The sequence below is a fragment of the Pseudomonas sp. GL_139_B genome, assembly GCF_057834475.1.
In genome coordinates, this window is sequence record NZ_CM174403.1 from 5,817,013 (window position 1) to 5,840,455 (window position 23,443).

Genomic DNA, 23,443 nt, shown 5'->3' on the forward strand with positions numbered 1-23,443 from the left:
GCGAGCCTGCTCGCGATGAGGCCGTCACAATCGACATTGTTGTAGCCTGATGCACCGCTATCGCCGGCAAGCCGGTCTCGCTCCCACAAGGTTGCGGTGAACTTGTCAGCTTGAGCTCGCGCATCAACGCGCTATGCTGCCCTGCTCTGACCCAAGCCGAGATGTCGCCATGTCCGCCCCCAGCATGACCCTGTACCACAACGCTCTATCGCCCTTCGTTCGTAAAGTCATGGTGCTGCTGCACGAAACCGGTCAGACCGGCCGCGTGGCGCTACAAGACTGTGTGCTCACGCCAGTCAGCCCCGACCAGTCACTCAACCAAGACAACCCGCTGGGCAAAATCCCCGCCCTGCGCCTGGCCGACGGCACCGTCATCCATGACAGCCGGGTGATCCTCGATTACCTCGATCATCAGCACGTCGGCAACCCGCTGATCCCGCGCGAAGGTCCGGCGCGCTGGCGGCGCCTGACCCTGGCCTCCCTGGCTGACGGAATCATGGACGCTTCGGTGATGGTTCGTTATGAAATGGTCCTGCGCGACCCACAGAAGCATTGGGACGAATGGCTGGACGCCCAGCGCGACAAGATTCGTCGCGGGTTGGCGTTGCTGGAAAAAGACGCGATTGCCGAGCTGACCAGCCATTTCGATGTCGCGGCGATCAGCGTTGCCTGTGCGCTGGGTTACATCGACTTGCGCCACCCGGATCTGAAGTGGCGCGAGGTAAATCCGCAGTTGGCGGCGTGGTATTTCGAGGTGAGTCAGCGGCCTTCAATGTTGGCGACGATGCCTAAGGTGTAGATCTTCGCTGACTGTCAGGGCCTCTTCGTCGGGGCCACTGGAAATGTCCCAAGGCTCACTTCACGTCAATGAGGCCGGTTGAATTCAGCAGTCGGGTTTGTCCGCCGTGAAACGTCGCGCCGGGTTCACCGCCGCACCGAACTCACGCAAGGCTTTGGCACCGATCAGCAGCGGATAATTAAAGCTGCTGCGGTCGGTCAGGTTGACCTCCACGGTGCGCTTGACGTTGCCCAGGCACAGTTCCAGATCGACCACCGGGCGCTTGGTGGGCTCGATCACTTCCTTGTCATCGTCCTCTTCTTCGGAGCGGGTCTTGATCTTGCTGATCCGCGCGACTTTGTGTTCGTAGATCTTGTTGCTGGCGTCCTTGGTGGCGAGGCGGAAACGCACCCACTCTTCGCCGTCACGGGTGAAGATTTCGATGTCTTTGGCCGACAGCGACGCGGTCAGGGCGCCGGTGTCCATCTTGGCTTTGAGCACTTCACCGCCGATTTCCGGCAGCGCAATATATTCGTAACGCCCGTACAGGGTCGGCTCAGCGGCCATGACCGGCAAGGCCACCAGGGAAAGCAGAGCGAGGATCGATTTCACGTAATGGGTATCCATAAGGAGTGGGCAGCGGGATTTTAGACCGCCAGCGAGCAATTCGTTCGTTCCTGAGATCGCATCGCGAGCAGGCTCGCTCCCACAGGGATTTGGGGGTGCTACAAATATTTTTTCAGCACAGATTTGCTGTGGGAGCGGGCTTGCCCGCGAAGAGGCCAGATCAATCACTACAACAGCCTGACCGGTCCAATGTCGCTCAAGCATAACGCTCCAAAAGTGAAACATTCGTCACTCCCAATTTGGCCTCCCGCCCCAAGCTGCTTATCATGGCGCGCCCAAATGATCCCAAGAGTTATTTATGCGCCGCCTGCTCACCGGCTGTTTCGTTACCCTCCTGCTGTTGCTCAATACCCTGGTCCTGATCGGGCCGCTGATGGTGTTTGCCCTGCTCAAATTGGTCCTGCCCGGTCGCTTTCGCGATAACGCCTCATCGGCGGTGATGTGGATCGCCGAGACCTGGGCCGAGATCGACAAGCTGATCTTCCGGTTGTGCATTCCGACCCGGTGGGACATCCGTGGCGGCGAGGGCCTGCGTGTCGATACGTCGTACCTGGTGATCAGCAACCATCAATCCTGGGTCGATATCCCGGCCTTGATCCAGGCGTTGAATCGCCGGACGCCGTTCTTCAAGTTCTTCCTCAAGAAAGAGCTGATCTGGGTGCCGTTCCTGGGCCTGGCATGGTGGGCGCTGGATTACCCGTTCATGAAGCGCTACACCAAGGCCTTCCTGGCCAAGCATCCAGAGCTGGCGGGCAAGGATCTGGAGATCACCAAAGCGGCGTGCGAGTTGTACAAGCGTCAGCCCGTGACGGTGGTCAATTACCTGGAAGGCACACGCTATACCGCCGCGAAAAGCACCCAACAGCAATCACCCTTCACTCACCTGCTTCGGCCCAAGGCCGGTGGTGTCGCGTTTGTGCTGGCGGCGATGGGCGAACAGCTGGATGCCGTGCTCGATGTGACGGTGGTGTATCCGCAGCAGACGATTCCGGGATTCTGGGATTTGATCAGCGGCAACGTGCCGAAGGTCATCATCGACATCAAGACTCGCGAACTCGACCCCGCGCTGTGGCAGGGTGATTACGAAAACGATCCGCTGTTTCGCGAAAAAATCCAGAACTGGGTCAACCAGCTCTGGATCGAAAAGGATCGACAGATCGACGCATTGCGCGCCGAGCGCCGTTGAATCAAATGCCGGTGCCGGTGCCCCAGAAAACCGCCCGCAAGCGCAGTGTATTTTCATATTACATCCCCTTATACCAAGATCTTTCTAATCTCCATTCAATTATAAAAAAAAACCATATAAAACTGTCACATCTGACAGTGGTTGTCTTTTCCAGCTACTGGGAACATGAACTGAAATTGCATATGGAGAGCAGATCATGAAAAGGACATTCGTAGTCGGGGCATTAGTGTTGACTGCATTGGCGAACAATGCTTATGCGGCAACTTGCCCCGAAGTTTCGGAAATCAACCAATCTCCGCTGCCTGAGGGCGGCTACTCGTATCAAGCGCCATTCTCCGCACAGGCCCCGTCCATCTATTGGACAGGTGGTGATAAGTGGACCGGCGAAAACGATATCAAAACTCTCGCATTCACATCGGTACGTATTCAGCCAGAGACCATTAACGCGGATCCTAAAAAAACCAAGCAGTGGGCCGTTATCTGTCGATATGAAGGGCAAGGGAAAGGAAACGAGGAGGCCAATGCAACGATGGTGCTCAAACCTGGAAGGCAAATAGAAGCTGATTCCAAAAATTGGAAGACGCCGCCACTAGATGCCAAGGGCGAAGCCACCGCGCCTGTTGGAACACTTGATTGCACGTCGAAAGAACCAAACGGGTGCAAGTTCAAATGAGCTTGATTGCCGGCGAGAATTAAATGCTGGGCTGTTTCGTTAATCCAGCAGGGTTAAACCCTCATGATTAATTATTTTCGGGACTCGTCAAACCTGACAATAATCCAACAAGGAAGTACGCCGAATGTTAAATAAACCAATTGCCAGTATTTTCTTTCTTATGGCTTTGGCAGGTCATGTTTATGCAGATACCTGTCCTGAAGCTGACAACATCTACAAAACGAGTGAAGGTTTTGCCGCCGAGGACATTTCCGGGCGGATCTGGAAAGGTGAAAATCCGGGTATACAAACAGTCGGCAACAAAGATTTCGTCTTTGAAAGCGCAACGTATATCACCGAAGACGAAGATGAAACCGGCCCCATCAACGTGAGTCAACTGAGCTGCCGTTACAAAAAAATCGCCTTGGTTTTCGACAACGTAAAGGGTTGGAAACCGAGCTCGGTGGCTTGGGACGCGTCCAATAACTGTACGAAATCCATCAGAGAGTGCTCCTTCACCACAACCAATAAATAACACCACTGAAGAATAGAAAAAGGGCGAAAGTCACTTTCGCCCTTTTCTAGTTGCGCACGTTTACCGACGCAGTGCGCGCCGAGTGACGTTGAATCAAATACCGGTGCCCGCGCCCCAGATCCCGCCCAGGCTGTCCAGCAACGAACCGGCAACGCCCTGCTGACCGAGGTATTGCAGAAGCACCGGGGCAAACTGGCCGATCATTCCGCCGTCCATCCCCAATGCGCTAAACGCATCGTTCAGGTCGTTTGCGTTCTTCACGTTGCCCAGAGCGTTGTCCAGACCGGCGGCCTTGCCGGACGAACCGAGCAAGCCCGCGAGGGCGCCCAGCTCACCACCGCCCGACAAAATGTCGATTCCCGGTACGCTTTTGGCCAACTCTGAGTAATCAGTCGAACTCAATTGATTCTTGGCCAACCCGAGCATCGCCCCGGCACCGCCAACGGCTTGTTGTGGTGTCACGTTCAATTCGGTCAGCGCACTCAGCAGATCGGCTGTCTGCGGGGTCGGCGCGGCCGCTGCGGCGGCGTTTTCGCCCTGCATGCCGGAGATGGCATTGGCCGCATCGTTCAGGCTGAACTGAGCAAAGACCGGGCTGGCCGCCAGACTCATCAGCGAAGCCAGTGCAAAACCGCGTGAAATCTTCATCCAGACATCCTCTTGCGCCATGAAAACCGCCCGTGAGCGGACGGGGAAACTGCCGGTTTGACCGGGAGTTGGTTGACATTGTTCCTTGGGCGATTTGAGCTTTTGGATGCAGATGGGTATTAAAAGAAGGTCCTAGCCATAGGAAAAGCTCTAAAAAACTGTCATATCTGACAGTAGCTGCGAGTAATCCAACCCTCGACCATTAGTACTCAATTAAACGTAATGGAGTACAAACAATGATGTTGAAATCAGTTGTCGCTGGCGTGCTGGCAAGTCTGTCACTGATGGGTACCGCTTATGCCGCAACTTGTCCTGCTGCCTCAAGTATCAAAAAGACCGAAAGCGGCTACACAGCTCCTGGGGCCGATGGCAAGCTGTTGACGGTTACCGTTAACCCCGGCAATCCCGCGAACCTCGGGAGTCTTAAATTTACATCTGCACGTCTGAAGGATAAAGACAGCACGGCATCAGTCGTTATCTGCCGCTACGAAGGCGACGGCGACCTGGGTGCTTCATCAGGCGTGAGAGTCGGCGCCCCCGTCCGAGGTACCGGTGTCAATTGGAAAGGCGATGACTGTGTGGCCAATGATCCCGCCGAGTGCTCATTCCATATTGAGTAACGGGATGGCTTGAGCTTGATTATTCGTGCTTAAAAAATAGAAAAGGGCGACATCACTGTCGCCCTACATCCGCCCTGTTGCTTACTTACGCCGCACTAAACAACTTATGCGGATCAATCACAAACTTCTTCGGCACGCCCGCATCGAACTCGCCATACCCGCGCGGCGCATCATCCAGGCTGATGACTTCCACACCAACGATGTCGGCGATGTGAATCCGGTCCCACATGATCGCCTGCATCAACTGGCGGTTGTACTTCATGACCGGCGTCTGGCCGGTGTGGAAGCTGTGGGATTTGGCCCAGCCCAGACCGAAGCGAATGCTCAGGCTGCCCATTTTCGCGGCGGCGTCCACCGCACCTGGGTCTTCAGTCACGTACAGGCCCGGGATACCGATTTTACCGGCCACACGAACCACGCCCATCAGCGAATTGAGCACGGTGGCCGGAGCCTCGTGTTTCACACCGTCGTGGCCGTGACCGCGTGCTTCGAAGCCCACGGCGTCGACGGCGCAATCCACTTCGGGCTCACCCAGCAGGGCAGCGATTTGTTCGTGCAGCGGGGTGTCCAGGGAAAGGTCGGCGATTTCGAAACCCTGTGCCTTGGCGTGGGCCAGACGCACGGTGTTGACGTCACCGATGATTACCACCGCAGCGCCCAACAGGCGAGCGGACGCAGCTGCGGCCAGGCCAACCGGACCGGCACCCGCGATGTACACGGTGCTGCCTGGGCCAACGCCGGCCGTCACTGCGCCGTGGTAACCGGTTGGCAGGATGTCGGAGAGGCAGGTCAGGTCGCGGATTTTTTCCATCGCGCGATCGCGGTCAGGCAGTTTCAGCAGGTTGAAGTCAGCGTACGGCACCATCGCGTATTCGGCCTGGCCGCCGGTCCAGTCGCCCATGTCGACATAACCGTAGGCACCGCCCGGACGCGCCGGGTTAACGCTCAAGCAGACGCCGGTGTGCATTTCCTTGCAGGAACGGCAGCGCCCGCAAGCGACGTTGAACGGTACGGACACCAGATCGCCGATTTGCAGGTTTTCGACGTCGCTGCCCTTCTCGATGACTTCGCCAGTGATTTCGTGGCCCAGCACCAGACCGGTCTGAGCGGTGGTACGGCCGCGCACCATGTGCTGGTCGGAACCACAGATGTTGGTGGAAACCACACGCAGGATGACAGCGTGGTTAATCTTCCTGCCGCGCGGGTCCTGCATTTTCGGATAGTCGATTTTCTGTATTTCGACTTTGCCATTGCCGAGATACACCACACCACGATTGCCAGACATGCTTTCACCTCGCTGTTGTTTTTATGTAGCGGTCGCGTCGCCATGGAGAGGCGGCGCGTTGATTGCTCGGGTTATTGCCTGTGTGTCTTGTGTTGTTTGTAAGGGCCTCTTCGCGAGCAGGCTCGCTCCCACAGTTGATCATTGGTGTGACCGGGATCTGTGGGCAGACACAAATCCCTGTGGGAGCGAGCCTGCTCGCGAAAGCGATCTAAAGAACGACGGTCCTGTTCGCGTTGAGGAAAACCCTGCGTTCAATGTGATACCCAACCGCCCTGGCCAGGGTCAGCCCTTCGATATCCCGCCCCTTGGCGATCAGATCTTCCGGGTAATGACTGTGGTCCACCGCCTCCACGCCCTGGGCAATGATCGGCCCCTCGTCCAGGTCGTTGTTGATGTAATGCGCCGTCGCGCCGACCAGTTTCACGCCCTTGTTGTAGGCCTGGTGATACGGCTTGGCGCCCTTGAAACCGGGCAGCAGGGAGTGATGGATATTGATCGCCTTGCCGTCGAGTTTGCGGCACAGCTCGGGCGACAGGACTTGCATATAACGCGCAAGGATCACCAGCTCGGCGCCGGACTCCTCAATCACCTGCCACACCTGACGCTCTTGCGACGGCTTGTCGTTCGGGTCCAGCGGGAAGTGGTAGTACGGAATCTGGTGCCAGTCGGCCAGCGGCTTGAGGTCCGGGTGGTTGGAAACCACGGCGGCTACGTCCATCGACAATTGGCCGATGCGCTGGCGGTAGAGTAAGTCGTTGAGGCAGTGATCGGCTTTTGAGACCATGATCACCACTTTTGGCCGGTAGTTCGGCGCGGTCAGTTCGAAGATCATGCCGAAGTTGGCACCTCGTTCTTCGAGACCGGCGCGGAAGACTTGCTCGTCGAAGCCGTCAGGTTGACGGAATTCCACGCGAATGAAAAAACGGCCCGAGAGCCGATCATCAAAGGAATGGTGCTCGGTGACGTAGCAGTCCTGCTCGAACAGAAAGCGGGTCACCGCGTCCACGGTGCCGAGGACGCTGGGGCAGTCGGCGGTCAGAATCCATGTGTCTGGGGCGCGGCTCATAGTGCGGTGACTCCTGAAAGTTCGGGAAACAAAGCATTCTCCTGTGGGAGCGAGCCTGCTCGCGAAGAGGGCGTGCCAGGCGACATCAATGTCGCTGAGATACCGCCTTCGCGAGCAGGCTCGCTCCCACAGGTGATCGCCTCCTGATCAAGCCTGAACGCTCAATCCGTACTCGGCTGCCGCATCCTGCAACCACAACCACCAGTAATCCGAGAAACTGCGACGAATCAGCAGTTCCCAGGTGTCTTCGGCGGTATGGCGGATCACCAGTTGCGACTTGGCGAACACCGTGCCCACCGCCTTGCCCACCGGGAAGCTGTTGGGGTGCACGTCGTAGCTGGTGGATTTCATCAGCACCTGACGCACCTTCGGGCCGCTGAGTTCGAGGATTTGCTGGCCGCCGCTGACGTTGGTGATTGCGACGTGCAGGTCGCCCAGCGCTTCACGCAGTTTTTGCTCGGCAGCGAATTCTTCACCGGTCGGCACGATCAGCAGCCATTCATCCGGCCCCATCCATTGCAGGCTGGTTTCGCCTTTGATGACGACGGTCAGCGCAGCCGGCAATTCGATGCCGAGCGCCTTGTGCACGCCGGCGGCAAACGCCGCATCGTGGCCATCGCCACGAATGGTCAGGTGGCCGAGGAGTTTTTTCTCACGCACGATTACGCCGGCGTTTTTGCGGCCCTTGCCCGCCAGGCTGGCGAGGTCGGCATGATGCAGCGACGACTCGGCCTTGGCCCCGGTGGTTGGGCGTTGTTGGTAAACATTGGCTGCGGTCATAAAGCACCTTTCCTGAATTTTTGCCTCTCACCTGTGGGAGCGTGGCTTGCCCGCGATGGGAGCAACGCGGTCTGCCTGAGGCACCGCGTTATCGTTCATCGCGGGCAAGCCTCGCTCCCACAGGTACTGTGGTGTCAGATGTTCTGGCGATCGCCTTTAGGATCGAAGAACACCGAAGAAACAATTTCCGCCTCGATCACGCTACCGTCGGCCAGCGGTGCGAACACTCGCTCACCGATGCGCTTCAACCCGCCTTTCACCACGCCCATGGCAAACGAATAGCCCAAGGAGTTGTGCAGGTAGCTGGAGGTCACGTGGCCGACCATGGTCATCGGGATCGCCTGCTTAGTGTTGAACACCAGTTGCGCGCCTTCCGGCAGCCATTTGGTCGGGTCGATCGGCTTCAGGCCCACCAGTTGCTTGCGTTGATCACGCACGCAGTCTTCACGGTTCATGCCACGCTGACCGATCCACGAGAACGGTTTGGTGCGCCCGACACACCAGCCCATGTTCAAGTCATCAGGAGTCATCGACCCGTCAGTGTCCTGACCGACGATGATGAAACCCTTCTCGGCCCGCAGAATGTGCATGGTCTCGGTGCCGTACGGGGTCAGGTTGTATTGCTTGCCGGCCTCGACGATTTTTTCCAGCACGCCCATCGCATAGTCGGCTTGCACGTTGACTTCGTACGACAGTTCACCGGTAAACGAAATCCGGAACACCCGCGCTGGCACACCGCCGACCAGACCTTCTTTCCAGGTCATGAACGGGAAGGCTTCGTTGCTCAGGTCGATGTCGGTGACGTGGCTGAGCAGCTTGCGGCTGTTCGGCCCGGACAGGGTCATGGTTGCCCAGTGATCCGTCACGGAAGTGAAGTACACCTTCAGTTCCGGCCATTCGGTCTGGTGATAGATTTCCAGCCATTGCAGCACGCGTGCAGCGCCGCCGGTGGTGGTGGTCATCACGAAATGGTTGTCGGCGAGGCAGGCAGTTACGCCATCGTCGAAGACCATGCCGTCTTCTTTACACATCAGGCCGTAGCGCGCCTTGCCCACATCGAGCTTGGTCCAGGCGTTGGTGTAGATGCGATTGAGGAACTCACGGCAATCCGGGCCCTGGATATCGATCTTGCCCAGGGTCGACGCGTCCAGCAGGCCGACGCTGTCGCGCACGGCTTTGCATTCGCGTTTCACGGCGGCGTGAATGTCTTCACCGGTTTTCGGGAAGTACCACGGACGCTTCCACTGACCGACGTCTTCAAACTCGGCACCGTTTTTCACATGCCAGTGATGCAGTGCGGTGTGACGCACTGGCTCGAAGATGTGCCCACAGTGACGGCCGGCCACAGCGCCGAAAGTGACCGGCGTGTAGTTCGGGCGGAACATGGTGGTGCCCATCTGCGGGATGGTCACGTTCAGCGAACGGGCGGCGATGGCCAGGCCGTTGACGTTGCCGAGCTTGCCCTGGTCCGTACCGAAACCCAGTGCGGTGTAGCGTTTGACGTGCTCGACCGACTCGAAGCCTTCGCGGGTCGCCAGTTCGATGGCGGCGGCGGTGACGTCGTTTTGCAGGTCGACGAATTGCTTCGGCGCTCGTGCGGTGTTCTTCTCGTGTGGCACCTGGAACAGCGCCAACGTAGGCTCTTCCACACGGCTCAGGGCTTTTGGCAGTACGCCTTCGACCGTTTGAAACCCGGCTTCGGCAGCGGCACGAGCGCCCCCTTCAAAACCATCGGCCAGGGAATCGCCGAGGCCGTAGACGCCGTTGATGCCACCCACGCACACGCGTTTTTGCGGTGCTTCGCCCGGTACGAAACCGAGGATGTCTTCACGCCAGATCGGCTTGCCACCCAAGTGCGAAGCCAGGTGAACCACCGGGCTGTAACCACCGGAGCTGGCGACGATGTCGCATTCGAGCCACTCACCTGGGCTGGTGACGGCGTGGGCTTTGACATCAATCGCAGCGACGCGAGCCGCAGTAACGTGCTTGCTGCCACGGGCCTCGATCACGGCGCTTCCGGTCAGAATGCGAATGCCTTTGGCACGTGCTTCTTCAACCAAGGCACCACGCGGATTGCTGCGAGCATCGGCGATGGCGACGACTTGCAGGCTGGCGTCGAGCCAATCCAGCGCCACGCGGTAGGCGTGATCGTTGTTGGTCGATAGCACCAGTTTTTTGCCCGGCGCTACGCCGTAACGGCGTATGTAAGTCGAGACTGCACCAGCAAGCATATTGCCCGGCACGTCGTTGTTGCCGTAAACCAGTGGACGCTCGTGAGCGCCGGTGGCAAGAACCACACGTTTGGCGCGAACCCGGTGGATGCGTTGACGCACCTGGCCAATCGGTGCGCGGTCGCCGAGGTGATCGGTCAGACGCTCGTGAATGGTCAGGAAGTTATGGTCGTGGTAACCGTTGACCGTGGCGCGCGGCAACAGCAGCACGTCCGGGGTGTCTTTGAGCTCAGCGATGACGCTGGCGATCCATTCGGCGGCAGGCTTGCCGTCGAGGCTTTCGCGGGAGTCGAGCAGGCTGCCGCCGAACTCTTCCTGTTCATCAGCGAGGATCACACGGGCACCGCTGCGCGCGGCGGCCAATGCAGCGGCCAGGCCAGCAGGGCCACCGCCGACGATCAGCACGTCGCAGTGCTGGTTCATGTAGTCGTAGGTGTCCGGATCGTTCTCGGTCGGCGAGCGGCCAAGACCGGCGGCTTTACGAATGTACTTCTCGTAAGTCATCCAGAACGATTGCGGGTACATGAAGGTTTTGTAGTAGAAGCCCGGTGGCATCAGCTTGCCGCCGACCTTGCCGAGGATCCCCATCATGTCGTTGTTGACGCTCGGCCAGCCGTTGGTGCTGGTGGCGACCAGGCCTTGATACAGCGCTTGTTGCGTGGCGCGCACGTTCGGAATCTGCGTGGCTTCAGTCGCGCCGATCTGCAGCACGGCATTCGGCTCTTCGGCGCCAGCAGCGAAGATGCCGCGCGGACGGGAATACTTGAAGCTGCGACCGATGATGTCGACGCCGTTGGCCAGCAGGGCGGCGGCCAGCGAGTCACCTTCAAAGCCTTTGTAGCTCTGGCCGTTGAAGGTGAAGTTCAGCACTTTGTTGCGGTCGATCCGTCCACCGTTGGACAGGCGATTGATCTGGCTCATACCTTCGCTCCCAGAGCCTGCGCGGCCGCTTTCGGACTTTCAGTCTTGTCGGTGAACTGCGGCTTGGTGCCGATCTTGTAGGTCTCGAGAATCTCGTAGGTCACGGTGTCGCGGGTGACGTTGAAGTACTGACGGCAACCGGCGACGTGATCCCACAACTCGTGGTGCAGACCGCGAGGGTTATCGCGGAAGAACATGTAGTCGCCCCACTCCTCATCGGTACAGGTGGTCGGGTCCAGTGGACGCGGGATGTGCGCCTGGCCGGATGCATGGAATTCCTCTTCGGAGCGCAGTTCGCCGCAGTGAGGACAGAAGATATGCAACATGGGGATTTCTCCTGTTAGTGGGCAACCGCAGCAGCGCCGTGTTCATCGATCAACGCACCGTTGTGGAAACGGTCGATGGAGAAAGGTGCGGCCAGTGGGTGCATTTCACCCTTGGCCAGACTCGCGGCAAACACGTTGCCCGAGCCAGGTGTTGCCTTGAAGCCACCGGTGCCCCAACCGCAGTTGAAGAACATGTTCGGCACCGGAGTTTTCGAGATGATCGGGCAGGCATCCGGGGTGGTGTCGACGATGCCGCCCCACTGACGGTTCATGCGTACGCGGGACAGTACCGGGAACATCTCGACGATGGCCTGAATGGTGTGCTCGATCACCGGGTACGAACCACGCTGACCGTAGCCGTTGTAGCCGTCGATACCGGCGCCGATCACCAGGTCGCCTTTGTCGGACTGGCTGATGTAACCGTGTACGGCGTTGGACATGATCACGCTGTCGATAATCGGCTTGATCGGCTCGGACACCAGCGCTTGCAGCGGGTGGGATTCGATCGGCAGGCGGAAACCGGCGAGTTTGGCCATGTGCCCGGAGTTACCGGCGGTCACCACACCGACGCGCTTGGCGCCGATGAAACCCTTGTTGGTTTCCACACCGATGCACACGCCGTTTTCCTTGCGGAAGCCGATCACTTCGGTCTGCTGAATCAGGTCGACGCCCAGTGCGTCAGCCGCACGGGCAAAGCCCCACGCCACGGCATCGTGACGGGCCACGCCGCCGCGCCGCTGGACGGTGGCGCCCATCACCGGGTAGCGAGTGTTCTTGGAGCAGTCGAGGTACGGAATCTCGTCGGCCACTTGTTTGGCATCGAGCAATTCGCCGTCCACGCCGTTGAGGCGGTTGGCGCTGACCCGACGCTCGGAATCACGAATGTCTTGCAGGGTGTGGCACAGGTTGTAAACGCCGCGCTGGGAGAACATCACGTTGTAGTTCAGGTCCTGAGACAGGCCTTCCCACAGTTTCATCGCGTGTTCGTACAGGTGCGCCGACTCGTCCCACAGGTAGTTGGAGCGAACGATGGTGGTGTTGCGCGCGGTGTTACCGCCGCCCAGCCAGCCTTTTTCGACCACGGCCACGTTGGTGATGCCGTGCTCTTTGGCGAGGTAGTAGGCGGTCGCCAGACCATGCCCGCCACCGCCGACGATGACCACGTCATAGACCTTTTTAGGGGTCGGCGTGCGCCACATTTTCTGCCAGTTTTCGTGATGGCTGAGGGAGTGTTTGAAGAGGCCGAAGCCCGAGTAGCGTTGCATAGTCATTTACTCCAAAACCGCGCTCAGCGATAAACCGGGAAGTCCGCGCACAGGGCCGAAACCTGCTCGGCGACATTGGCCTCGACATCGGCATCGCCGAGGTTGTCGAGGATGTCGCAGATCCAGCCGGCCAGCGTGACGCACTGGGTCACCTTGAAGCCGCGCGTGGTCACCGCCGGGGTGCCGATGCGCAGGCCGGAGGTCACGAACGGCGACTGTGGATCGTTCGGGACAGCATTCTTGTTCACAGTGATGTGGGCGCGACCGAGTGCTGCATCCGCGTCTTTGCCGGTGAGGCCCTGACGGATCAGGCTGACCAGGAACAGGTGGTTGTCGGTACCGCCGGACACTACATCGTAGCCGCGTTTGATAAACACGCCCGCCATGGCCTGGGCGTTGTCGATCACTTGTTGTTGATAGGCCTTGAAACCAGGTTCCAAAGCTTCCTTGAAGCACACTGCTTTACCAGCGATGACGTGCATCAGCGGGCCGCCTTGGGCACCGGGGAATACCGCAGCGTTGAGCTTCTTCTCGATTTCTTCGTTGGACTTGGCCAGGATCAGGCCGCCACGTGGACCGCGCAGGGTCTTGTGGGTGGTGGTGGTCACCACGTCGGCGTACGGCAGCGGGTTCGGGTACAAACCGGCAGCCACCAGACCGGCGACGTGCGCCATGTCGACGAACAGCAGGGCACCGACTTTGTCGGCGATCTGCCGGAAGCGTGGGAAGTCGAGGGTTTTGGAGTAAGCCGAGAAGCCGGCAACGATCATCTTCGGCTTGCACTCGACGGCCAGGCGCTCGACTTCGTCGTAATCGATCAGACCGGTCTTGGTGTCGATGCCGTACTGCACGGCGTTGTACAGCTTGCCCGAGGACGACACTTTGGCGCCGTGGGTCAGGTGACCGCCATGGGCCAGGCTCATGCCGAGGATGGTGTCGCCAGGCTGGATCAGGGCCAGATACACAGCGCTGTTAGCTGAAGAGCCGGAGTGCGGCTGGACGTTGGCATAATCGGCACCGAACAATTGCTTGGCGCGTTCGATGGCCAGGGCTTCGACCTTGTCGACATGCTCGCAACCACCGTAGTAGCGCTTGCCCGGATAGCCTTCGGCGTATTTGTTGGTCAGGCCACTGCCTTGCGCTTCCATGACGCGTTTGCTGGTGTAGTTCTCAGACGCGATCAGCTCGATGTGATCTTCCTGACGTTGCTCCTCGGCATTCATCGCCGCCAGCAGTGCATCGTCGTAACCCTGGATCTGGTCTTGCTTGCTGAACATCGCGTCTCTCCCAGCGGCATCTGTGCGCCATTCGTCTCGGTAAGGCACTGGCATGACGGCAGTGCCCTTTGATGCCGATGGTATGACCGGCGCAGACAGGTCAAATGCCTACGGACGCCACGCAAAGGTGCGTTTACGACATGAGCCGAAATGCCTGACCGGACACGCCCCCCGAACCACCAAGGATCCCTGTGGGAGCGAGCCTGCTCGCGAAGGCGGTGTGTCAGTAAACATCCATGCTGCTGACACACCGCCTTCGCGAGCAGGCTCGCTCCCACAAGGGTCAGGTGGCGATTTGGCGGACGAGTAACAGCAGGAAAAAATGCAGGGGATACAGGGCATACGCCCAACGCCGCATCGGCGGTGGATGAATGCCCTTGGCATGTCGCAAAAGCGCCATTCCCAACAATGGCGCAATCAGACAAGCGGCAATCCCCGGCACCGCAGCACTGTTACCCAGCTTCGCGGCTTGAATCAGTACCCGCCATTCATTGGCCGCTAGGCAAACCAGCCCCGGCAGCAGCGCGAAATACCAGGGACGCCGGATCACCAGCAACATCGCCAGCGGCAACAACACGCCGAAGAAACCAAACATCAGTCGCTCCGGGAACACGGCTGCCAGCGTCAAAGCGGCAACCGCCAGCAGTCGCGATTGCAGCGTCCGGTGCTGCCAGCCAAGCGCAACCAACAGGCCGAGGGCCAGCGTGGGCAACACGTTCAAGGTGTCGGGATCAGGAATAAACATCCGGTAAGGAATCTCGCTGATAACGCTGAACAGCAGCAACCAGCCCAAATACCGCCATTGATGTGTCACGTCCCGTGCACGGGAAACATTCACCGCCATCGCCAAACAAAACCACGGAAACGCCAGTCGTCCCGGGACATACAGCAGATCGACGGAATAACCGACATATCGCAGGTGATCGAGCACCATGCTCAAAAGCGCCAGCCACTTGAGCAGATCCAGTGCCCCATCCCGTTGAGTCATGTGCATAATTGCCCGTCGTCTTTGTGTTTTTCTGTCAGACGCATCGCGTGTGCTCCCCGGATGATCTTCGGTACAGTGCGCACCATCATTGACCACGAGTCGCTTCACCATAGGCGACTCGACCACGGAAAGCAGGGCCATGACCGATAAGAGCCAACAATTCGCCAGCGACAACTATTCCGGTATCTGCCCTGAAGCCTGGGCGGCCATGGAACAGGCCAACCACGGCCACCAGCGCGCTTACGGCGACGATGAATGGACCGCTCGCGCGTCCGACGATTTCCGCAAACTGTTCGAAACCGACTGCGAGATCTTCTTCGCCTTCAACGGCACCGCCGCGAACTCGCTGGCCCTGTCGTCGCTGTGCCAGAGTTACCACAGCGTGATCTGCTCGGAAACTGCCCACGTCGAAACCGACGAATGCGGCGCCCCGGAATTCTTCTCCAACGGTTCCAAACTGCTGATCGCCCGTACTGAAAACGGCAAGCTGACCCCGGAATCGATCCGCGAAGTCGCCCTCAAGCGCCAAGATATTCACTACCCGAAACCGCGCGTCGTGACCCTGACCCAGGCCACTGAGGTCGGTAGCGTCTACACCCCGGAAGAAATCCGTGCCATCAGCGCCACTTGCAAAGAACTCGGCCTGAACCTGCACATGGACGGCGCGCGCTTCTCCAATGCGTGTGCGTTCCTCGGCTGCTCGCCAGCGGACCTGACCTGGAAGGCCGGCGTCGACGTGCTGTGCTTCGGCGGCACGAAAAACGGCATGGCGGTCGGCGAGGCGATTCTGTTCTTCAACCATAAACTGGCTGAAGACTTCGACTATCGCTGCAAACAGGCCGGTCAACTGGCTTCGAAGATGCGCTTCCTGTCGGCGCCATGGGTCGGGATCCTGGAAAACGACGCCTGGCTCAAATACGCCCACCACGCCAACCGCTGCGCGCAGTTGCTGGCCGAACTGGTGAGCGACATTGCGGGCGTGGAACTGATGTTCCCGGTACAGGCCAACGGCGTGTTCCTGCAACTCTCGGAACCAGCCATCGCCGCACTGACCGCCAAGGGCTGGCGCTTCTACACCTTCATCGGCAACGGCGGCGCACGCTTCATGTGCTCGTGGGACACCGAAGAAGCGCGCGTACGGGAATTGGCCGCCGACATCCGCGAAGTCATGTCCCGCTGATCCCCACGCGCTGCCACTGATCATTCCCACGCTCCGCGTGGGAATGCCTCCGGGGACGCTCCGCGTTCCGGCCTCACCCGCGACGCAACGCCGAAACCGTTATGACGCAGAGCGTCACGGTCTGCATTCCCACGCAGAGCGTGGGAACGATCAGTTGTCGCGAGTTGATCTACATTGTCAGCGAGCGGTGTTGATCCGCTCTCATAACAATAATCAGGAGCGCACGCATGTCATTGAAAGGCAAAACCCTGTTCATCACTGGCGCCAGCCGCGGTATCGGCCGTGAGATCGCGCTGCGCGCGGCGCGTGACGGGGCCAACATTGTGATTGCGGCCAAAAGCGCCGAGCCACACCCCAAGTTGCCGGGCACGATTTTCAGTGTGGCGCAGGAAGTCGAAGCGGCGGGTGGCCAGGCGTTGGCCTTGCAAGTGGATGTGCGTGACGAAGACGCGGTGCGAAAAGCGCTGGCCCAGGCCAACGAGCATTTCGGCGGCATCGATGCGCTGATCAACAATGCCGGCGCCATCAAGTTGACCGGGGTTCAACACATCGAGCTCAAGCGCTTCGACCTGATGCACCAGATCAATACCCGCGCCGTATTGCTGTGCAGCCAGGCCGCCCTGCCCTATCTGAAAAAAACCGGCGGGCACATTCTCAATCTTTCGCCGCCATTGAATCTCGCGACCAAGTGGTTCGCCCAGTACAGCCCCTACACCGTGACCAAATACGGCATGAGCATGCTGACCCTGGGCATGAGCGAGGAATTCAAGAACTACGGCATCAGCGTCAACTCGCTGTGGCCGCAGACGATGATTGCCACCGCCGCCATCGAATTTCAGCTCGGTTCACGGGAATCGTTCAAACATGCGCGCACGCCGGAGATCATGGCGGATGCGGCCCACGTCATTCTGGACAGCAGTGGTCGCAGCATCAGCGGGCGGTTGCTGATTGATGAAGAGGTGCTGAGAGAACACGGGGTAACGGAATTTGAGCACTATCGGTTCGCGCCTGATTCAACCGAAACGCTGATGCCGGATCTGTTTATCGACTGACGCTGTCCCCGCGAAAACGTCGATCCTGTCCTACGGACGGGGTCGGCGCAGATGTTCTCAAATTGTTTCAATCGCTGCTTTTCAGAAACGGACTACTCCAGAGACTACATAAACCCGGGAAGTCCTCGTCCTAGACTGCCGAATCCTATTTCAAACAAGGAATGGCAGCGATGGCAAATCCCGGCTACATGACGATCACAGGCAAGACTCAAGGCCTGATTTCAGCGGGTTGCTCGACCCCGGAGTCGGTTGGCAACAAGTATCAGGCGGCACACACCGATGAAATCATGGTGCTAGCCTACAGCCACAACCTGACCAACGATGGCAACCTCGGCAAGCCCACCCACTTTCCGGTCATCGTCACCAAAAATGTCGACAAATCCTCGCCGCTGCTGACCCAGGCACTCGCAAACAGAGAAGAGCTCGACTGCACGATCAGTTTCTATCGCACATCCGCCATGGGGCAGCAGGAAAAGTATTTCACCGTCGCCCTCGACGGGGCCGTTGTCGCCAACCTGACACAAGACGTACCCCATGTAATTCAGCTAAACGACGCCGAGCCTCAGGAGTTGCTGGCGTTGCGCTACCGGGGCATCAGCTGGGTTCACCACATGGCCGGCACCACCGGGTATGCCACGTGGGGCGAAGAGGGTTGACGCTCGAGCACCACGACGTCTGGGACGTCCAAAGCGCCGCCGCCAAACTGATCGGGCATGCCCACTCGATCAGCGCCCGTCACCTGGCTTTCGGCACGGCCCGCGTGCGATTCAACCAGCAGGCCGCCGACTACGCCAAGCGCATCGCCGATGAAGTCATCTCAGGCCGCAAGACTCCGGAACAAGGGATACGGGCGCTGGCTCAGGAACAGCACAACCTCTTGAGCCAGTCTCGACGCTTGATGTTGAAGAAGCATGGCGCGATCCCCGAATTGGTCAAGCAAACGCCGCTGTCGATGCTCACGCAAGCGGCGCCACAACCCGACCCGGAGCGTCTGTTGCGGGCCGTGCATGCGCAGAATCTCAAAGCCCTGAACACGAGTGTCAAAAACACCACACACGCCCCCCGTCCAGCGTCCCGCGTTCCCGGTTTTTTCCCTCGGGAACGCTGGCCGGCGGAAGTTCCAGCACCAGAGGAGCCGGGGTTTTATATCGTGCCCAAAAGCATCACCGGCGAGAAACTCCAGGCTCAGTTGTTCGCGTCTGCCAACCCGAGCGTCATCGCTAAATTCAGAAGTGTGAATCCGAATCTGGATCTGGTTAAAGCCGGATCGATGATTGTTCTGAGCGATCCGAACAATCAGCAATGTACGTATGAAGAATCGCTGCTGATGCAAACCGCTCAGATCGTCAGCGCGACGCTGAAGCCGTTGACGGTGGAGGAGGCGGATTTTATGGCGCAGCACTATGACGTCATTAAGAGAACGCTCTCCGATGGCTCCAAAGTGATTGGCGTCACCACGGCCATGGCGTCCAATCATTTGGATGGCATAAAAACCGTTCTGAAAGACATCGAGACCTTGCATACAAATGCCCTTGAGGCCAATCGCAGCCTGAATTCAAAGTCATTCAAAAAGCAGCGTGCCCAACTACTCCAAAGTCTGGACGGCCAACTCACCAAGTTGACGAAAAAAACCATAGGCCTCCCTGATCATCCAAACCTGAAAACTGCACTTGGCATCGATCACCCCCACTTGGTACACCGCTGGAGAAAAGCCGGCGGGATCGGCCAGATTCCCGGCTATGCCACTCATATTCAGGCCGTCACCAAGGCATCGCAGTACGTTAAATATGGCGGCTGGATTGGCACAGCCGTGGGAGGTGGCGCATCTGCCATGAAGGTTCAGGATGTTTGCAGGAGTGGAAGTATCGAGGCATGTCAAAAAGTGAAATTCACTGAGACCGGAAGCTTTTTGGGTGGGTTGGGTGGCGGAATAATTACCGGCGCAATTATTAACTTAACTGCCGCGACGATTTGCGTGGGGGTTGGCGTGCCGACAGGGGGGCTCGGCACTGTCCTTTGCGGTGCACTAGTAGCAGGAGTTGGGGCCTACGCAGGAGGCGTTATGGGCGAAAAGGGCGGTGAAGAGCTCGCAGAGATAGTATATGAGGTTGTTAGATGACACTTCGCACTTCAGAAATTATATTTTTAATGGTTGGAATTGTAGACTTCACAGGCGTATTCATCCTGATTGGAATTATGTTATACGTCGCCAAAACAAAAACCGGAATAATATTGAACCATCTGACAAACAGTTCAATTTCCAACCGAGTTATAACGCTGTGGCACGGAGGACCATGGGGGCGAATCTACATGATGGGCGAAATTTTCGGCATTATGATAAATCCCGAACTTTACATTAACGCCGGAACCCTTAGTGCAAAAGACATAGAAAAATTTCCTCACAAGCTAAGGAAAAATTTAATCACCCTACATAAATTAGTTTTTATATTTTGGGCTGTCATGATGTGCCTAGGTTTAGTCGCTTGGTTAGACCTTGTTTAATGCCGAGACTGATGAGTTATGGCGGGTGGATATATTGGTGAAAAAAGTGGCGAGCACACCGCAGAATGGATCTACGAGAGAATCAAATGATCGTTGGCATTGCAAAAGATATACTGATGCTTACTGCCGCCATTAGTTTCGCGGGAGTCATAATAGTTAATGCAATTTCGCTATATATCGCAAAAACAAAAATGGAAATTATATTAAACAGCCTTCAAAACAGCTCTATCGCGCCCTCTCTGCTGATGCTATGGCACGGAGGTTTCCAGGGGCGAATATATATGATGGGAGAAATTTTCGGCTTTCTAAAAAGTCCCGCAATCTACATTTATCAAGGAAAATTAAGCGCGAAAGATATTAAGAATTTCCCTCCCAACCTAAAACGCACACCACTCACACTGCATAGATATCAGAAGATATTCGGTTTTACATTCATGGGCTTTGGCTTACTTGTCACATTTGAACTAATTTAAAATGCAACTATTAACCCTCATTCGATCTCCCCTGTGGGGAGATCGGCCCATGCCCGCAAACTGTATTCAGAATTCGATCCGCACATCCCCTTTCGGCACACTGCAGCACGACAAAATAAACCCCTCGGCCTCGTCTTCCTCAGTAATCCCGCCGTTGTGGTCCATCTCGACCTCGCCACCCAGTTTCATCACCTTGCACGTACCGCAAATCCCCATCCCGCACGCTTTCGGAATCAACAACCCAAGCTTGGCCGCGGCAGCGTGAACGGTTTCCCCCGGTGCCACACGAATGCTTTTACCGGAGGCGGTGAATTCCACCTGATGCAAGTCCGCCACATCGACTTCGGGCGCATCCGCCGCTTGCTCGGCTTGCTCCACCGCGTCGGCGCGCGCTTCCGGTGGTGTCGCGCCGAACGATTCCTCGTGATAACGCGACATGTCGAAACCGGCGGTCTCGAGCATGCGTTTCACCGCGTTCATGTACGGCGTCGGGCCGCAGCAGAAGACTTCGCGTTCAAGGAAGTCCGGTGCCATCAGCTCCAGCATCTTGTGGTTCAGGTAACCGCGATAACCGGCCCACGGCTCGCCCAGACCATGCTTCTCGCAGATCAGGTGCAGGCTGAAGTTATCAATCCGCGACGCCATGTGTTCCAGCTCGCGGTGGTAAATGATGTCTTTGGGCGAACGGGCGCTGTGGATAAACACCATGTCGACGTTGCCGTTGGTGTCGTAGAACCAGCGCGCCATGGACATGACCGGCGTGATGCCGACGCCGCCGCTGAGGTACAGCACTTTCGGTGCGGTGAAGTCCATGGCGTTGAACAGACCGACCGGCCCGTGCACCGCCAGCTCCTGGCCTTCATGCAGGGTGTCGTGCAGCCAGTTGGAGACCTTCCCGCCCGGCACACGCTTGATGGTCACCGAAAAACTGTACGGCACCGAAGGCGAGCTGGAAATGGTGTAGGAGCGCATGATCGGCACGCCTTCGATTTCCAGCTCCAGGGTGACAAACTGCCCCGGCTTAAAGAAGAACATGATCGGCTGGTCGGCCATGAAGCAGAAGGTGCGCACATCCCAGGTTTCCTGGATGACTTTGACGCAACGGACGATGTGTCGACCATTGGCCCAGGTCTGGGTCGTTACCGGATTCAGGAAGCTGTTGGACATGCTGTTCTCCACCGCCGATGCTCGGCCTTATGTTGGCGATTCTGCGTAACGCGCGGACCACCCATTTACCTATCTGCGACATTCACATACTTATCGCGACCAGCCTGCATCTACCGGGGGTTGCGCGTCGGGAACAGATTGGGCCATGTCGCCCATGGATAAGGTTCCGGGCAACAGCGGCCCCACACTCGCTTCACACAACAACAGTTTCTTTACACCTTGCGTAGCAAACCTGATTAGCCACTATTTCGCCGGCCACACCGAATGGCCATGAGGATCAAATCGATGGACGTCACCGCAAAAATCAGTCTGGGCGATCCACTGGAACCCGCACGCAAGGCCACCGCGCAGATGCTGCAAGAGCGCGAGCGTACTTTCTCGCTGCCGCAGCCGTTTTACTCTGACGAGCGGCTGTTTGATATCGACATGCAGGAAATCTTTCAGAAAGAGTGGTTGATCGCCGGCATGACCTGCGAGATCCCGACCAAGGGCAACTACCTGACCCTGCAGGTCGGCAAGAACCCGATCATCGTGATTCGTGGCGCCGACGGCGTGGTGCATGCGTTCCACAACGTCTGCCGTCACCGTGGTTCGCGTCTGTGCACCAGCGAAAAAGGCAAGGTCGCCAAACTGGTCTGCCACTACCACCAGTGGACGTATGAGCTGGACGGTCGCCTGCTGTTCGCCGGCACCGAAATGGGCGCCGACTTCGACATGAACCAGTACGGCCTCAAGCCGGTGAACGTGAAAACCGCTGGCGGCTACATTTTCATCAGCCTGTCGGAAAACCCGCCGGCCATTGATGACTTCCTGTCGACGTTGAACCATTACATGGAACCGTACGACATGGAGAACACCAAGGTGGCGATTACCACCACCTTGATGGAAAAGGCCAACTGGAAACTGGTACTGGAAAACAACCGCGAGTGCTACCACTGCAACGCGTCGCACCCGGAACTGTTGAAAACCTTGCTGGAGTGGGACGACGTCACCGACCCGCGCGCCGACCAGGCCTTCAAGGACCACGTCGCCGCCTCCGCCGCGGCCTGGGAAGCCGAGAAAATTCCTTACGCCCACGCCAGCTTCGGCCTGCGCAACCGCATCGTGCGCATGCCGCTGCTCAAAGGCACCGTGTCGATGACCCTGGACGGTAAACAGGGCTGCGCCAAACTCATGGGCCGCATCAAAAACCCGGACCTGGGCTCGATGCGCATCCTGCACCTGCCGCACTCGTGGAACCACTGCATGGGCGATCACATCATCGTGTTCACCGTGTGGCCGATCAGCGCCCAGGAAACCATGGTCACCACCAAGTGGATCGTCCATAAAGACGCGGTCGAAGGCGTGGACTACGACGTGGAGCGCATGCGCAAGGTCTGGGACGCCACCAACGATCAGGACCGCCGCCTGGCCGAAGAGAACCAGCGCGGGATCAACTCCACCGCGTACCAGCCAGGGCCTTACTCCAAGACCTATGAGTTTGGCGTGGTGAACTTTGTGGACTGGTACAGCGAGCGTTTGCTGAACAACCTGGGGGCTGAACCGGCGCCGTACCTCAAAGGTGTTCCTGTACAAGGCTGACAGAGCTAAAAGCATCGCGAGCAAGCTCGCTCCCACATTTGATCTGTGTCGTTCACAAATCCCCTGTGGGAGCGAGCCTGCTCGCGATGGCGCCCTCCCCAACAACACATCCTCCCCCGATATCCCTCTCCCCATTCAGAACTGTACGAAATAAGACCTATTCCGTTCAGCGCTATGCCGCCCGCACCTCCCAGCCTTCCACAAACAAGTTATCCACACCTCCACCCACAGCTATTGGGGACAAGTGTGCTTTTACAGAAAACTTTCTCCACAGAAACCGAAGAAAATCCGTGACTTATCCAG

At 58.1% G+C, this 23,443-nt stretch carries 23 protein-coding genes; 12 read left to right on the plus strand and 11 right to left on the minus strand.

Going from position 1 to position 23,443, the window contains the following annotated elements:
- The first annotated feature begins 169 nt into the window (after window positions 1-169).
- Entirely contained in the window at window positions 170-799 is a 630-nt protein-coding gene (locus tag AC3ISI_RS26660; protein ID WP_489334491.1) for a glutathione S-transferase, read from the plus strand.
- 84 nt (window positions 800-883) lie between these two features.
- Here the strand turns inward: AC3ISI_RS26660 and rloA2 are convergent, their stop codons facing one another.
- The gene (rloA2, locus tag AC3ISI_RS26665) at window positions 884-1,390 is read right to left on the minus strand and encodes a retropepsin-like aspartic peptidase RloA2 (protein WP_489334492.1); all 507 of its coding nucleotides are present in this window, start codon (window positions 1,388-1,390) and stop codon (window positions 884-886) included.
- 313 nt (window positions 1,391-1,703) lie between these two features.
- Between rloA2 and yihG the strand changes: the two genes are divergently transcribed.
- The 3 genes from yihG to AC3ISI_RS26680 all read left to right on the plus strand — a co-directional run bounded on the left by yihG (window position 1,704) and on the right by AC3ISI_RS26680 (window position 3,778).
- A complete protein-coding gene (gene yihG / locus AC3ISI_RS26670) occupies window positions 1,704-2,591 on the plus strand; it encodes a 1-acylglycerol-3-phosphate O-acyltransferase, YihG family (protein WP_489334493.1) in 888 nt (295 codons plus the stop codon).
- Window positions 2,592-2,787: 196 nt separating this feature from the next.
- A complete protein-coding gene (locus AC3ISI_RS26675) occupies window positions 2,788-3,264 on the plus strand; it encodes a hypothetical protein (protein WP_489334494.1) in 477 nt (158 codons plus the stop codon).
- Window positions 3,265-3,388: 124 nt separating this feature from the next.
- Entirely contained in the window at window positions 3,389-3,778 is a 390-nt protein-coding gene (locus AC3ISI_RS26680) for a hypothetical protein (RefSeq protein WP_489334495.1), read from the plus strand.
- Window positions 3,779-3,871: 93 nt separating this feature from the next.
- Here the strand turns inward: AC3ISI_RS26680 and AC3ISI_RS26685 are convergent, their stop codons facing one another.
- A complete protein-coding gene (locus AC3ISI_RS26685; protein ID WP_489334496.1) occupies window positions 3,872-4,426 on the minus strand; it encodes a DUF2780 domain-containing protein in 555 nt (184 codons plus the stop codon).
- 236 nt (window positions 4,427-4,662) lie between these two features.
- On the opposite strand from AC3ISI_RS26685, the gene AC3ISI_RS26690 reads away from it, so the two are divergent.
- Window positions 4,663-5,046 carry a hypothetical protein gene (locus AC3ISI_RS26690; RefSeq protein ID WP_489334497.1) on the plus strand — a complete coding sequence of 128 codons (384 nt, stop codon included), beginning with the start codon at window positions 4,663-4,665 and terminating at the stop codon, window positions 5,044-5,046.
- A gap of 85 nt (window positions 5,047-5,131) precedes the next feature.
- On the opposite strand, the gene fdhA is transcribed toward AC3ISI_RS26690, so the two are convergent.
- From fdhA to AC3ISI_RS26730, 8 genes are all read right to left on the minus strand, one after another.
- Window positions 5,132-6,331 (minus strand): formaldehyde dehydrogenase, glutathione-independent, encoded by a 1,200-nt coding sequence (fdhA, locus tag AC3ISI_RS26695; protein WP_007947729.1) that lies wholly within the window; start codon window positions 6,329-6,331, stop codon window positions 5,132-5,134.
- A gap of 208 nt (window positions 6,332-6,539) precedes the next feature.
- Window positions 6,540-7,397, minus strand: coding sequence for a formyltetrahydrofolate deformylase (gene purU, locus AC3ISI_RS26700; protein WP_489334498.1), 858 nt, complete (start codon window positions 7,395-7,397; stop codon window positions 6,540-6,542).
- A gap of 147 nt (window positions 7,398-7,544) precedes the next feature.
- Window positions 7,545-8,177 carry a sarcosine oxidase subunit gamma gene (locus AC3ISI_RS26705; RefSeq protein ID WP_489334499.1) on the minus strand — a complete coding sequence of 211 codons (633 nt, stop codon included), beginning with the start codon at window positions 8,175-8,177 and terminating at the stop codon, window positions 7,545-7,547.
- A gap of 134 nt (window positions 8,178-8,311) precedes the next feature.
- A complete protein-coding gene (locus tag AC3ISI_RS26710; RefSeq protein ID WP_489334500.1) occupies window positions 8,312-11,329 on the minus strand; it encodes a sarcosine oxidase subunit alpha in 3,018 nt (1,005 codons plus the stop codon).
- On the minus strand, window positions 11,326-11,655 hold the full coding sequence (locus tag AC3ISI_RS26715) for a sarcosine oxidase subunit delta (protein WP_007947734.1): 330 nt from the start codon (window positions 11,653-11,655) through the stop codon (window positions 11,326-11,328). Before AC3ISI_RS26715 ends, AC3ISI_RS26710 begins: the two co-directional genes overlap by 4 nt.
- Before the next feature lie 14 nt (window positions 11,656-11,669).
- On the minus strand, window positions 11,670-12,920 hold the full coding sequence (locus AC3ISI_RS26720; protein WP_007947735.1) for a sarcosine oxidase subunit beta: 1,251 nt from the start codon (window positions 12,918-12,920) through the stop codon (window positions 11,670-11,672).
- 23 nt (window positions 12,921-12,943) lie between these two features.
- The gene (gene glyA / locus AC3ISI_RS26725) at window positions 12,944-14,197 is read right to left on the minus strand and encodes a serine hydroxymethyltransferase (RefSeq protein ID WP_489334501.1); all 1,254 of its coding nucleotides are present in this window, start codon (window positions 14,195-14,197) and stop codon (window positions 12,944-12,946) included.
- A 283-nt stretch (window positions 14,198-14,480) separates the two neighbouring features.
- The gene (locus tag AC3ISI_RS26730) at window positions 14,481-15,191 is read right to left on the minus strand and encodes a TraX family protein (RefSeq protein ID WP_489334502.1); all 711 of its coding nucleotides are present in this window, start codon (window positions 15,189-15,191) and stop codon (window positions 14,481-14,483) included.
- Window positions 15,192-15,324: 133 nt separating this feature from the next.
- On the opposite strand from AC3ISI_RS26730, the gene AC3ISI_RS26735 reads away from it, so the two are divergent.
- From AC3ISI_RS26735 to AC3ISI_RS26760, 6 genes are all read left to right on the plus strand, one after another.
- Window positions 15,325-16,365 carry a threonine aldolase family protein gene (locus AC3ISI_RS26735; RefSeq protein ID WP_489334503.1) on the plus strand — a complete coding sequence of 347 codons (1,041 nt, stop codon included), beginning with the start codon at window positions 15,325-15,327 and terminating at the stop codon, window positions 16,363-16,365.
- A 227-nt stretch (window positions 16,366-16,592) separates the two neighbouring features.
- The gene (locus AC3ISI_RS26740; RefSeq protein WP_489334504.1) at window positions 16,593-17,417 is read left to right on the plus strand and encodes an SDR family oxidoreductase; all 825 of its coding nucleotides are present in this window, start codon (window positions 16,593-16,595) and stop codon (window positions 17,415-17,417) included.
- Between the two features lie 170 nt (window positions 17,418-17,587).
- Entirely contained in the window at window positions 17,588-18,073 is a 486-nt protein-coding gene (locus tag AC3ISI_RS26745; RefSeq protein ID WP_489334505.1) for an Hcp family type VI secretion system effector, read from the plus strand.
- A complete protein-coding gene (locus AC3ISI_RS26750) occupies window positions 18,070-19,536 on the plus strand; it encodes a hypothetical protein (RefSeq protein ID WP_489334506.1) in 1,467 nt (488 codons plus the stop codon). The genes AC3ISI_RS26745 and AC3ISI_RS26750 overlap by 4 nt, the downstream gene beginning before the upstream one ends.
- Window positions 19,533-19,919, plus strand: coding sequence for a hypothetical protein (locus tag AC3ISI_RS26755; protein WP_489334507.1), 387 nt, complete (start codon window positions 19,533-19,535; stop codon window positions 19,917-19,919). The genes AC3ISI_RS26750 and AC3ISI_RS26755 overlap by 4 nt, the downstream gene beginning before the upstream one ends.
- A gap of 86 nt (window positions 19,920-20,005) precedes the next feature.
- Entirely contained in the window at window positions 20,006-20,392 is a 387-nt protein-coding gene (locus AC3ISI_RS26760; protein WP_489334508.1) for a hypothetical protein, read from the plus strand.
- A gap of 66 nt (window positions 20,393-20,458) precedes the next feature.
- On the opposite strand, the gene gbcB is transcribed toward AC3ISI_RS26760, so the two are convergent.
- The gene (gene gbcB / locus AC3ISI_RS26765) at window positions 20,459-21,559 is read right to left on the minus strand and encodes a glycine-betaine demethylase subunit GbcB (RefSeq protein ID WP_489334509.1); all 1,101 of its coding nucleotides are present in this window, start codon (window positions 21,557-21,559) and stop codon (window positions 20,459-20,461) included.
- Window positions 21,560-21,844: 285 nt separating this feature from the next.
- On the opposite strand from gbcB, the gene gbcA reads away from it, so the two are divergent.
- Entirely contained in the window at window positions 21,845-23,140 is a 1,296-nt protein-coding gene (gbcA, locus tag AC3ISI_RS26770; protein WP_489334510.1) for a glycine-betaine demethylase subunit GbcA, read from the plus strand.
- Window positions 23,141-23,443 lie beyond the last annotated feature (303 nt).